This is a genomic window from Xanthomonas sp. CPBF 426 (assembly GCF_903989465.1).
Lineage (GTDB): Bacteria > Pseudomonadota > Gammaproteobacteria > Xanthomonadales > Xanthomonadaceae > Xanthomonas > Xanthomonas euroxanthea.
Map to the genome: position 1 here is coordinate 1,308,839 of NZ_LR861805.1, position 12,091 is coordinate 1,320,929.

At 65.3% G+C, this 12,091-nt stretch carries 12 protein-coding genes; 8 read left to right on the top strand and 4 right to left on the bottom strand.

The window, feature by feature from the left end; genetic code table 11:
* Positions 1-198 precede the first annotated feature (198 nt).
* The gene (locus H7A87_RS05630; RefSeq protein ID WP_104582348.1) at positions 199-756 is read right to left on the bottom strand and encodes a ferritin-like domain-containing protein; all 558 of its coding nucleotides are present in this window, start codon (positions 754-756) and stop codon (positions 199-201) included.
* A gap of 43 nt (positions 757-799) precedes the next feature.
* Positions 800-1,282 (bottom strand): peroxiredoxin, encoded by a 483-nt coding sequence (locus tag H7A87_RS05635; RefSeq protein ID WP_104582349.1) that lies wholly within the window; start codon positions 1,280-1,282, stop codon positions 800-802.
* A gap of 162 nt (positions 1,283-1,444) precedes the next feature.
* Here H7A87_RS05635 and H7A87_RS05640 point away from each other — a divergent pair, with 162 nt between their 5' ends.
* The 8 genes from H7A87_RS05640 (at position 1,445) to H7A87_RS05675 (ending at position 9,414) form a co-directional block, all read left to right on the top strand.
* Positions 1,445-1,921 carry an Hsp20/alpha crystallin family protein gene (locus tag H7A87_RS05640; protein ID WP_119129174.1) on the top strand — a complete coding sequence of 159 codons (477 nt, stop codon included), beginning with the start codon at positions 1,445-1,447 and terminating at the stop codon, positions 1,919-1,921.
* Between the two features lie 140 nt (positions 1,922-2,061).
* Positions 2,062-2,952: a DnaJ C-terminal domain-containing protein gene (locus H7A87_RS05645; RefSeq protein ID WP_104582351.1), complete on the top strand. Its 891-nt coding sequence runs from the start codon at positions 2,062-2,064 to the stop codon at positions 2,950-2,952.
* A 379-nt stretch (positions 2,953-3,331) separates the two neighbouring features.
* Positions 3,332-3,718, top strand: coding sequence for a twitching motility response regulator PilH (pilH, locus tag H7A87_RS05650; protein WP_115676308.1), 387 nt, complete (start codon positions 3,332-3,334; stop codon positions 3,716-3,718).
* 587 nt (positions 3,719-4,305) lie between these two features.
* Positions 4,306-5,445, top strand: coding sequence for an FtsH protease activity modulator HflK (gene hflK / locus H7A87_RS05655; protein ID WP_104649797.1), 1,140 nt, complete (start codon positions 4,306-4,308; stop codon positions 5,443-5,445).
* Entirely contained in the window at positions 5,445-6,308 is an 864-nt protein-coding gene (locus tag H7A87_RS05660) for a protease modulator HflC (protein ID WP_039523939.1), read from the top strand. Before hflK ends, H7A87_RS05660 begins: the two co-directional genes overlap by 1 nt.
* A 431-nt stretch (positions 6,309-6,739) precedes the next feature.
* A complete protein-coding gene (locus tag H7A87_RS05665) occupies positions 6,740-7,204 on the top strand; it encodes a transposase (protein WP_119129175.1) in 465 nt (154 codons plus the stop codon).
* A 319-nt stretch (positions 7,205-7,523) separates the two neighbouring features.
* Positions 7,524-7,709, top strand: a complete 186-nt coding sequence (locus tag H7A87_RS05670; RefSeq protein WP_119129255.1) for a DUF2065 family protein — start codon at positions 7,524-7,526, stop codon at positions 7,707-7,709.
* A gap of 412 nt (positions 7,710-8,121) precedes the next feature.
* Positions 8,122-9,414: an adenylosuccinate synthase gene (locus H7A87_RS05675; RefSeq protein WP_115047915.1), complete on the top strand. Its 1,293-nt coding sequence runs from the start codon at positions 8,122-8,124 to the stop codon at positions 9,412-9,414.
* Positions 9,415-9,677: 263 nt separating this feature from the next.
* On the opposite strand, the gene H7A87_RS05680 is transcribed toward H7A87_RS05675, so the two are convergent.
* Complete coding sequence (locus H7A87_RS05680) at positions 9,678-11,003, bottom strand: XVIPCD domain-containing protein (protein WP_180496900.1); 1,326 nt, start codon at positions 11,001-11,003, stop codon at positions 9,678-9,680.
* Between the two features lie 25 nt (positions 11,004-11,028).
* On the bottom strand, positions 11,029-11,892 hold the full coding sequence (locus H7A87_RS05685; protein ID WP_119129176.1) for a hypothetical protein: 864 nt from the start codon (positions 11,890-11,892) through the stop codon (positions 11,029-11,031).
* Positions 11,893-12,091 lie beyond the last annotated feature (199 nt).

Sequence of the window (12,091 nt, forward strand, 5' to 3'; positions counted from 1 at the left end):
GGGTGCGCTCCTACGCGGCGCTTGGGCACGAAAATAGACAGGGCGCTCTCGGCGCCCTGTCTGTTGCATCATCGAGTCGACTTCGACTTCGACTTCGACTTCGACTTATCTTCGACGTCGACGTCGATGTCGTCGTCGATGCGACGCCACCATCGATGGCAACGCATCGCTACATTGCAATCACGCGGCTCGCTCAACTCACTCGCCGATCCAGCCTTCCAGCAGGTCCGCAAACTCGTCGGCATGCTCTTCTTCCTGGGCCAGGATGCTTTCCAGGATGCGCTTGGTGGTGGTGTCCTTGTCGCCGATGAAGTCGATCATCTCGCGGTAGCTGTCGATGGCGATGCGTTCGGCGATCAGGTTCTCCCTGACCATGTCGCGCAGGTCGGTGCCTTCCTTGTATTCGGCATGCGAGCGCTTGGTCAGCGTGTCCGGGTTGAGGTCCGGTTCGCCGCCCAGTTGCACGATGCGCTCGGCAAGCTTGTGCGCGTGTTCCTGTTCCTGCTGCGCATGCTCCAGGAATTCGCCCTTGACCGCGTCGGCAAGCATGCCCTTGGCCATGAAGTAGTGGCGGTAGTAGCGCAGGGTGCACACGTATTCGGTGGCCAGTGCGGTGTTGAGCAGGTCGATCACCGCCTCGCGGTCGGCGTGGTAGCTCTCGGTGATGGCACCGTCTTCGATGCTCTGGCGTGCGCGGTTGCGCAAGGTGGCGGTATCGGTAATGCCGGGGAGTTGCTTGGCTGGCTGGGTAGACATGGCTGGCCGGTTTCCTTCTGAGTGGACGGGGGGAATCAATGCATCAATCGGGCAGGTGCTGCAGCACGTAATCGGCGGCAGACACCTTGAATTCGCCAGGTTCTTCGACAAACAAGGCCTTGACCACGGCATCATCGGCATACAGCGCGTAGCGGCGCGAGCGCAGGCCCATGCCCGAGCCGCTGGCGTCGATCTCCAGGCCCAGCGCGCGGGCCAGTTCGGCGTTGCCGTCGGGCAGCAGGTGCAGGCCGTCGGGAATCAGCTGGCTGCGGCCCCAGGCCTGCATCACGAACGGGTCGTTGACCGCGGTGCACAGCACCTCGATGCCGCGTTTACGGAATTCATCGAAGTGCTCCACATAACCGGGCAGGTGCTTGGCCGAGCAGGTCGGGGTGAAGGCGCCCGGTACCGCGAACAGCAGCACCTTGCGCCCCGCGAACAGGCTGTGGGTGTCGACCGCCTCGATGCCCTCACGCAGGCGCTTGAGCACGACTTCGGGAATGCGGTCACCAACGTGGATGGTCATGGGGCGGGCTCCTGTGGCTGAACGAATTCTAGAAAGGGGCAGGGGAAAAGCGCGTCAACGCGCTTGAAATCCGCAGCCGCACGCCTATCTGACGCACATGGCCGGCGCAACGTGCGCACGCCGCGGCAGCCGGCCCCTCACCCAACCTTTTGGAGGCTCGCAATGAACATCGTTCGTTATCCCCAGTGGCCCACCCACGCGCTGCAAAACGAGATCAAGCACGTGTTCGACCGTTTCTTCGAGCACAACGGCGACACCGACGAATCGGCGGTGGTGACCGCGCAGTGGGTGCCACGCGTGGACATCAAGGAAGAGCCCAACCACTTCGTGCTGTATGCCGACCTGCCGGGCATCGACCCCAGCCAGATCGAGGTGCAGATGGACAAGGGCATCCTGTCGATCAAGGGCGAGCGCAACAGCGAGTCCAGCACCGAGACCGAGCGTTTCTCGCGCATCGAGCGCCGTTACGGCAGCTTCCACCGCCGCTTCGCGCTGCCCGACAGTGCCGACCACGACGGCATCACCGCCGCCGGCCATAACGGCGTGCTGGAAATCCGCATCCCCAAGCGCCCGGCGGCCACCCCGCGCCGCATCCAGGTCGGCACCGGCCAGGACACCAGCGGCGGCACCGTGCAGTAAGGCCGCAAAACCTGGAGCGAAGCGGCCTGCTTCGCTTCCCGGCGGCAACCGCACCGTAGAATAGGTGCGGTTGCCCGCCCGGCTGCGATATGACTGGCTCGTGGCCTCGGCTGCGGGCCGTTTTTTTCAGAGGTGATTAGATGGAATTCAAGGATTACTACGCAACGCTGGGCGTGGAGCCCAGCGCAGGCGATGCGGAAATCAAGACCGCCTACCGCCGGCTCGCGCGCAAGTACCACCCCGACGTCAGCAAGGAAGCCGGCGCCGAAGACAAGTTCAAGGCCATCAACGAAGCCTACGAGGCGCTGCGCGACCCGGCCAAGCGCAAGGCCTACGACCAGCTCAAGGCACAGGGCTTCCGCCCGGGCGACGAGTTCCAGGCCCCGCCCAGCTACGGCGGCGGGCAGGGCTACGACTTCGAGGAAGTGTTCGGCAATGGCGGCGCCGGTGGCGGCTTCAGCGATTTCTTCGAAAGCCTGTTTGCCGGCCAGCGCGGCGGCCGTCCGCGCGGCCCGGGGGCTGGTGCCGGCGCAGGGCCGCAGGCGCGCGGCGATACCCGCGCCAAGCTGGCGGTGCCGTTGGAAGCGGTGTACGCGGGCGACAGCGTGCGCATCACCATCAACGGCAAGCAGCTGGACGTGCGCGTGCCCAAGGGTGTGCAGCCTGGCCAGGTGATCCGCCTGAGCGGGCAGGGCAATGGCGGCGGCAACCTGCTGCTGGAGATCGAATACGCCGCGCACCCGCAGTTCGAGGTGGACGGGCGCAACATCCTGTACACCCTGCAGGTCATGCCCTGGCAGGCGGCACTGGGCACCACGATCAGCGTGCCGACCCTGGGCGGGGCGGTGGAATTGAAGGTGCCGGCCGACTCCGACGCCGGCCGCAAGCTACGCCTGCGCGGCCGCGGCCTGCCGGGCACCACCCCGGGCGACCAGATCGTGGAGCTGGAGATCCTGGCCCCGGCCCCCACCGACGATGCGCAGAAGAAGGCCTACCGCAACCTGGCCAAGGCGTTCGGCGAATCGGTGTAGGCGGCGTGGGGTGACGCGGGAAATGGGTGAGGGTTCGGTGGGCAGGCGGTGTAATGGTGAACGTCGATCTGCGCGGTTGAATCGCCGCCGTCCCCTCATCGGCGCTGTCTTCTCCTGATGGGAGAAGGGACCCGTCGTCCCCCTCGTATCGATGAGGGATTGAGGGCAGGGCAGCATGCACGTAATACGTCGGCGAGCGGCTTTCTGCGACGTTGTTGCATCCAACTGCGTCCTGTCCAACGTAGTAAGTGTTGGCTGAGGCGATCGCGCCGCGCCACCGGATCACGCCTCGTAACGGCATCGCCGGGCGCACCGCCTGGCCCAGCTACCGCAAGCGCGGCCGGCGCACTACACTCGCCGCGCACACTAGGGGAAACACATGGCACGCATTCTGATCGTCGACGACTCGCCGTCGCAGCTGCTGGGGATTCAGCGCATCGTCGAGAAGCTGGGGCACGAGACCATCACTGCAACCGATGGTGCCGCCGGCGTGGAAGCGGCCAAGTCGTCACTCCCGGATCTGGTGCTGATGGATGTGGTGATGCCCAACCTCAACGGCTTCCAGGCCACCCGCACGCTCAAGCGCGAGCCGACCACCCAGCACATCCCGGTGATCCTGGTGACCACCAAGGACCAGGACACCGATCGCATGTGGGGCATGCGCCAGGGCGCACGCGCCTACATCACCAAGCCGTTCTCCGAAGATGAGTTGCTGGAAGTGATGGAGCGCGTGTTCAACCAGAAAGACGAACCGCCGATGGCGTGAGTGCGGCGACGAGGGGGAAGCAGGGTTGGCGGACGCGTTCCGGACTGCGTCGTGCCAGCGCAGCATCGCCCCAGCCGCATGCCCCTCAGCGCTGATGCCAACGTCAGCTGCGCCGCCAGTGCCGTTTGGACACCGATGCTCGCCTGCCATCGGCGGCATCCTGCGCCGCAACCCGGGGTCGGCAAAGCGCAGCGGTTGCTTGGCCTGACCGCGACCCTGGGCTATCCAGCCAGGCCAGACGCCGGATCGGTCGACTGACAATGGCCACGCGTCAGCGAGCAGCACGATGTCGTCGGCGTCATCGTGCAGCGCATCGCAGGCCGGGTCCGCGTCCAGTCTCGGCGTGATCACCATTGGCCAACTCCAGAACGCGCGCCCGGTGCTTGCCCCCAGATCGCGCTGACAGCGTGTCCTTCCCCGTCTGCGAACCCGGCCATCTGCTCGATTCACCCCAGCGGCTAAACCGGGATGCACCAATTGGGGCCTTTCAAAACGGTCGGTCTGCCCCATCTAGTAGAATCAGCGAATCAAACAACACGGCGGCACTGCGGGACTGGCCCGCACAGCCCCTCGATCATGGAGCGTGCATGGCCTGGAACACACCCGGCAACAAGGGCGGAGACGGCCCGGACCCCAACCGTCGCAGGTCCTGGGGCCCGCGCGGTGGTGGCAACGGTGGTGGCTGGGGCAATCTGCCCGCCCCGTTGAAAGAGCTGTTCGATGGTGGCGTGGGGCGCTGGATCCTGGTCGCGGTGGTGCTGATGGTGCTGTTCTCCAGCTTCCAGCTCATCGGCGAACAGCAGCGCGGCGTGGTGCTGCGCTTCGGCCAGTTCTCGCGCATCCTGCAGCCCGGCCCGAACTTCAAGCTGCCCTGGCCGGTCGAGTCGGTGCGCAAGGTCAACGCCACCGAGATCAAGACCTTCAGCAACCAGGTGCCGGTGCTGACCCGCGACGAGAACATCGTCAACGTCTCGCTCAACGTGCAGTACCAGATCAGCGACCCGCGCAAGTACCTGTTCGGTTCGCGCAATGCCGATCTGGTGCTGGAGCAGGCCGCGCAGAGTGCCGTGCGTGAGCAGGTCGGCCGTTCCGATCTCAATACCGTGCTCAACAACCGTGGCCCGCTGGCCATTGCCTCCAAGGATCGCCTGCAGGCGGCACTGGACGCCTACAACACCGGCCTGGCCGTCACCGGCGTGACCCTGCCCGACGCCCGCCCGCCGGAAGAAGTGAAGCCGGCCTTCGACGAGGTCAACGGCGCCCAGCAGGTGCGCGAGCGCCTGATCAACGAAGCCCAGGCCTACGCCGCCAAGGTGGTGCCCGAGGCACGCGGCCAGGGTGCGCGCACCCGGACCGGCGCCGAAGGCTACAAGCAGGCGGTGATCTCCAAGGCCGAGGGCGACGCCGATCGCTTCACGCTGTTGCAGGAGCAGTACGCCAACGCCCCCGAGGTCACGCGCAAGCGCCTGTGGCTGGAAACCGTGCAGAAGGTGCTGTCGGAGAACCGCAAGGTGATCGGCAGCGATGGCCGCCAGGTCATCTACGTGCCGTTGCCGGCCGACGCCGGCAAGTCCGCCAGCAACAGCGGCACTACGGGCAACGGCGGCATGCCGTCGATGGTGCCGCAGGATGTGCTGTTGAATCCGCCGCAAACCAGTGGCGGCAGCGAGGGCATCCGCAATCCGGAGCGCGGCCCGCGCCCGACCGGCCGTGAGGGAACCGAATAATGAAGAATTCGCTAGTCATCGGCCTGATCGTCGCCGTGTTGCTGACCCTGATGGGCTCGGTGTTCGTGGTGCGCGAGGACCAGACCGCCATGGTGCTCAACCTGGGCCGTGTGGTGCGTGCCGACCTCAAGCCCGGCCTGCACTTCAAGATCCCGGTGGTGGAATCGGTGCGCGTGTTCGATCGCCGCTTCCAGGTGCTGGACACCGCCCCGGCGCGCTACTTCACCGCCGAGCAGAAAGACGTCAGCGTGGACTTCTTCGCCATCGGCTACATCTCCGACGTGCGGGCGTTCTATCGCGCCACCGGTGGCGAGGAGTCGGTCGCCAATTCGCGCCTGGCCCCGATCATCACCGACTCGCTGCGCAACCAGATCAACTCGCGCACCCTGCAGCAGCTGGTCTCCGGCGACCGCAGCGAATTGATCGCCAACCAGCTCAAGGGCATCAACGGCGCCATCAAGGGCCTGGGGATGCAGATCACCGACCTGCGCATCAAGCAGATCGACCTGCCGACCGACAGCCAGGTGATCACCGACGTCTACGAGCGCATGCGCGCCCAGCGCAAGCAGGAAGCCAGCAAGCTGCGTGCCGAAGGCGAAGAGCAGGCCCTGACCATCCGCGCCCAGGCCGACCGCGAGTCCACGGTGATCGTGGCCGACGCCGAGCGCGATGCGCAGAAGCTGCGCGGCGAAGGCGATGCCGACGCCGCCCGCATCTACGGCCAGGCCGGTGCCAAGGATCCGTCGTTCTACGCGTTCTATCGCAGCCTGGAGGCGTACCGCGGCTCCATGACCGACGGCAACGGCGTGGTGGTGCTGGACAAGAACGACCCGTTCCTGCAATACCTCAAGAGCGATCGTTGATCGCTGGCTGATCGCCATGCCTTGAAACGACAACGCCCGCCGAACGCGGGCGTTGGCGTATGTGCCTATCACTGCCGGGCAGACAGACGCGCGCCCAACCGTAGGAGAGCACCCGGGCGCGACTGCTTTACCGGTAGTGCCCGTCGCGCCCAGGTGCGCTCCTACGCGTGGCGCGTGTGGGCCGATGGATCGGGCCGATGGCGTTTCGTGGACTGCGATGGTGGTGGGTATGTCCGGAGTCCGCAGCTGCCTGGCGCGCCTTCCCCGTCGGGTTGGCCAGACTCGACCGGGTAGGAGCGCACCCGGGCGCGACGGGCCTTGCCGGCGGACCCCGCTGATTGCCTCTGACAGTCAGCCGCCACATGGATCCCTAGCGCAGAACGCGGCAACTGCCGATATCTCGCGTGGTCCGAGGCCGCCAGCATCGTGCCATGGCCAACATCGACACTCCCGGGCATCGCGCGCTGCGCCGTGGCAGGCAGTCTTCGCCCAACAGCGCTTACCTGCTGACCACCACGACATGGCAGCGTCGCCCTGTGTTCGCAGATGTGCTGATGGCCGCAGCGGCCTGCCGCGCGTTCACCGCGGAAACGCCCTCCGATGCCAGGCTGTTGGCCTGGGTATTGATGCCGGATCATGTGCATTGGTTGTTGCAGCTTGGAAGCACCACCGGGTTGGCCAACGCCGTCTCATGCATGAAAGCGTGTGCAGCGCGCGCGGTGAACGATCAGCGCCAGCATCACGCACCGGTCTGGAGCCGCAGCTACCACGACCACGCGTTGCGCAAGGACGAGGACCTGCACGCAGCCGCGCGCTACCTCATCGCCAATCCCCTCCGTGCCGGGCTGGTCAGCCGCGTGGGCGATTACCCGTTCTGGGACGCAATCTGGCTTTGAGAGGTGACCAAACCCCGGCATCCTCGTAGGAGCGCACCCGGGCGCGATTGCTTTACCGGCAATGCCTGTCGCGCCCAGGTGCGCTCCTACGAGGTGCGGCGTGTCGGGATGTTGATCCGGTGCCTTTCGTGGATCGAATGGTCGTGCGTCAGGCGGTCTGCAGATCTCGCGAGGCACGCCACCTCGCCATGTAGGAGCGCACCCGGGCGCGACTGCTTTACCGGCAATCCCGCCGCGCCCAGGTGCGCTCCTACGGTGGGGCATGGCAGGCTGCCGAACCGGGCACACTGCAGCTCCCACGTTTGTCCTGGTGTTGCTGATGCACGAGTTCCTGTCCGCGTTATGCCTGATCGCCGTCATCGAAGGCCTGCTGCTGTTCGCCGCGCCCGCCGCCTGGAAGCGGATGGTCGAGCAGCTGTTCAGCCTGCCCACGGCCCAACTGCGTGCCATCGGCGGTGTGACCCTGGTGCTGGGCGCCATCGCGCTGTGGACTGTGCGTCACTGAGTGGGTGGTTCCGACCGCAACGGGCAGCGTAGGAGCGCACCGGGGCGCGACAGGCATTACCGGTGAAGCAGTCGCGCCCGGGTGCGCTCCTACGGCCCGCGATGGGGGTTTGGGATTGCGAGGGACCGGCAGCGCCCGGAGCACCGCGCAACCGATGGCCAGCGGCAATCCGACCAGCCCCCGATCCGCCGTTCGCCGGGGGTAGTGCACGTCACCGGAAACCCGGATAATGCACAAAAGCCGGCCGGGCACGCTCACACAGGGCACCTCGTTCGGCTTTTTCCGTGTCAGGGCTTTACGCGCCGCTGCAAGGCTCCCCGATGGAGCCGCGCGCCAGGCGACGCCGCCAGCCGTGAACCGGTCCCATCCCGCGGCCCCGATGGCCGCAGCAAAACTCAGGAGTTCACCCGTCATGGGTCAGTCAGTTGTCGTGCTCGGTGCCCAGTGGGGCGATGAAGGCAAAGGCAAGATCGTCGATCTGCTCACCGAAGAGATCGGTGCGGTGGTCCGCTTCCAGGGTGGCCACAACGCCGGCCACACGCTCGTCATCAATGGCAAGAAGACCGTCTTGCACCTGATTCCGTCCGGCATCCTGCGCGACGACGCGCTGTGCCTTATCGGCAATGGCGTGGTGATTTCCCCGGCCGCGCTGATCAAGGAGATCAGCGAGCTTGAAGGCGCCGGTGTGGAAGTGCGCTCGCGCCTGAAGATCTCTCCGGCTGCGCCGCTGATCATGCCGTACCACATCGCGCTGGACCAGGCGCGCGAGAAGGCCGCCGGCGGCAAGGCCATCGGCACCACCGGCCGCGGCATCGGCCCGGCGTACGAGGACAAGGTGGCCCGCCGCGGTATCCGCATCGCCGACCTGCACTACCCGCCGCAGCTGGAAGAGCTGCTGCGCACCGCGCTGGACTACCACAACTTCGTGCTGACCAAGTACCTGGGCGTGGAAGCGGTGGACTTCCAGAAGACCTTCGACGAGGCACTGGCCTTTGGCGACTACGTGCAGCCGATGAAGTCGGACGTGGCCGGCATCCTGCACGACCTGCGCAAGCAGGGCAAACGCGTGCTGTTCGAAGGCGCGCAGGGCGCGCTGCTGGACATCGACCACGGCACCTATCCGTACGTCACCAGCTCCAACACCACCGTGGGCGGCGCACTGGCCGGTACCGGCGTGGGCGCTGACGCCATCGACTACGTGCTGGGCATCGCCAAGGCCTACGCCACGCGTGTGGGCGGCGGTCCGTTCCCGACCGAGCTGGACGACGACGTGGGCCAGGGCATTCGCGACCGCGGCGCCGAGTACGGCGCCTCCACCGGCCGCCCGCGTCGCTGCGGCTGGATGGACATCGTCGCGCTCAAGCGTGCGGTGGCTATCAACGGCATCTCCGGCCTGTGCATCACCAAGCTCGACGTGCTCGATGGCATGGAAAAGCTCAAGGTCTGCATCGCCTACGAATACCGCGGCAAGCGCACCGAATACGCCCCGCTGGACGCGCAGGGCTGGGAAGAGTGCACCCCGGTGTACCTGGAGTTCCCGGGCTGGACCGAGAACACCCACGGCATCACCGAGTGGGACAAGCTGCCGGTGGCCGCACGTGCCTACCTGCGCGCGCTGGAAGAACTGGCCGGCTGCCCGATCAGCATCGTCTCCACCGGCCCGGATCGTGACCACACGATGGTGCTGCAGGACCCGTTCGCCTGATCGGCTGACGCCAGACGCGGCATCGTCCAACGGCCCGGCTTGTCCGGGCCGTTGGCGTTTGAGGACTGCTGGTTTGCCATGAGTTCCAGCGGCGCCGGGGCGCAACTGGCGCGGTTACGCCGGTGCATTGTCATCGTGGGGCACGCTGCGTTGTCGCGGATGTGCGCAGACCTGCACTGGCCGGCTCCGGTAGGGCCAGTGCCGCGCGTCATGCATCGAGATCGGCCGGAAGTAGACAGGGAGGTGCTCTGAGCAGCGCTGCCTTATCCCATGCGCATCGACGCACTCTCACGCTGACGGGTATCCATCTCCTGCTGCTGGCTCTGCGCCAACGCCTGCTGGCGGTCGGTACTGGCCACCTCCAGCTGCTGCAGCGACTGCTCCACCGGCGTCTGCACGGCCACGTCGGTCGGCATGTGGGCGCGCAGGTGCGCCGGGTTGTTCAACTCGCCCTGCACCACAAACACGTGGCGGCCGGCCGGGCTGTCGGCGGTCTGTTGGCTCAGCACCACATGGTCGGCCCGGTCCAGGTTGTTCTGGCGGGCGAGGGTCATCACGCTGGCGATGAGGCGCTCGCTGCTCTCGTCCGGCGTGCGCCCGGCTTGCGCATCGATCGCGCTTACACCCGCACGCACCTGCTGCAGCAGTGCGTAGTCGCGGTGATCAGGGCCGATATCGGTCAGTTTGGTGGGCGCCTGCGTCGGATCCGGCAGGCCGTCGGCCGACGCCGTGAACGGGCTGCGGGTGATGGAGCGGTACGGGTCGTCTTCGTGGAACTGCGTAGCTTTCTGCTGCCGCTCCAGGCGCACGGCGCGGGCATCGTCGAGTTCGGCGATACGGCCGGCATTGGTTTCTTCGCGCAGGGACAGATGCCCGCCGCCTGCGCTGACGTTCACCCACTTCTGTTCTTTCTCGAAGTACATCGCGTAGAAGCTGTTGCTGCCGATGACGTTGGGGTCGACGGCGGAGCGGCCCTCCAGCATCTGGATCGCCTCGGTGGTGCCCAGCTTGGCCAGGTACTGGCTGCCGGCCGCCAGTCCCATCTGCGCAAAGGTCTCGTAGCCGGTATTGCTGATGCGAGTGGCGCCGACGTACTCGTTGTCGAGCATGTTGGTCCATATCTGTTCCAGCTTCTGGGGGCCGCTTTTTTCCAGGGCGGCTTGCAGGAGGACGCGTGGGGTCCAGCAGTTGGGGTCGAGCTCATGGTCCAGGAAAGCTTGGTCGTGTGCCAGCATGACGTCAGCACCTGGCAAGTTCTGCGCAAGGTCCGGGCGGTGTTCGCTCATCCAGTATCGTCTGACTTCAAGATCCTTTTTGAGCAGGGTTTGCCCAAATGCTTCCCATTGCCTCTCGCTCAATTCAGCGTTGGCAAAACGCGAGCCGTTGTCGTGTTGGGTCCTGGCGTAATCCTGTGCGTAACTATTTGCGACCCGACCAGGCAAGCTGTCGTTGCGCACCACGCCTAACGCCAACGTCCCGTAACCATCTGAACCATCTAGTTGCGAAAGATAGTTCCAGTACAGCTCGCGGTTGCCCGCGTCCGCGTAGCTGGAAAGAATCTTCAGATCCTGCTCGCTCAATCCGCTCATGTCCTGCTCCTGATAGTCGCGCTGATCACTTCACCTTGGTCCGTGCCAGCACGTTCCGTACCGCGTCTTCCATGTGTTTCCAGTCTTTCAAGAAGGCGCGCTTATAGTTCAGGGTGATGGAAAGCTTGTTCTCGATGTCAGAGAAGTAGTGGACACAACTTGCAGCAACAGCGCCTTTTTCGTGTACCACCTCAGATCCCTCCAGCCGCACGCCATCCCCACGAAATTTTGTGCTGTCGCACTTGATGAAGGTGATGAGCCCACCGCTTGAGTCGCGGGCGACGTACCAGTCATCTTCGTAGGCGGGGTTGCGAATCGGCGGCTTTCCATAGCGGTCCTCGTACTCTTTTGAGTACGTCAGCATTTTCGCTTCGTCTATTGCGTAGGGCGTCAGGCCCAAAGTGTCTTGCTGGGCAAGGCGGAGATCAAGGCGCTGCCTCGGATCTCGGCGTTCCACCGAATTGGCTTCGGTAATTGCCTCATTGGACGAGTGTCGCTCCAAAGATGTCTCGATGGGAACCCGGTCGATGTAGTTGATCCGAACTGAAATTTCTTTCCGGAAATCATTCGTACGCGGGTTGGCCCGTGCCCCGGGCGGGGTGGGGGTCATGTCTGGCCACTCGATGACCAGCGTGACGCCTTCGCCCGGCCATGGCGCGATCTGGCTGTCCAGGTAGTTGGCGGGGATGCGGAAGGTGTTCGGCCCCAGCTTTACGTCAACCGGAGCGTCCGAATAGGTGTGCCCGTTGATGGTGCGGCCTGTGGTGACGTGGTCTGGCATGGGGGAAGTCCTTTTCTGTTCGGGTGATGGCGTCCGTGCACAGGCACTGCCGGTCACAGCGACGGCGAGTGCAAGGGCCAGGCACCGGCCGGATGACATCATGTGCATTGGTCAATCCATTGCAGGGTTCGCCGCAACTATAGGCAACCTGGGATCAGCGCGACAGCAAGGGCCAGGCCTGCGATGACCCATGCCATGCGCCGCATGGTATGGGAATGCGATCACGCGCTGCCGGCAGGAGATGCCGGTGAATCAAGATGCTGGCGGTGCAACGTCAGCTCGCCATGTGTGTTGACGGAGGGCGTTT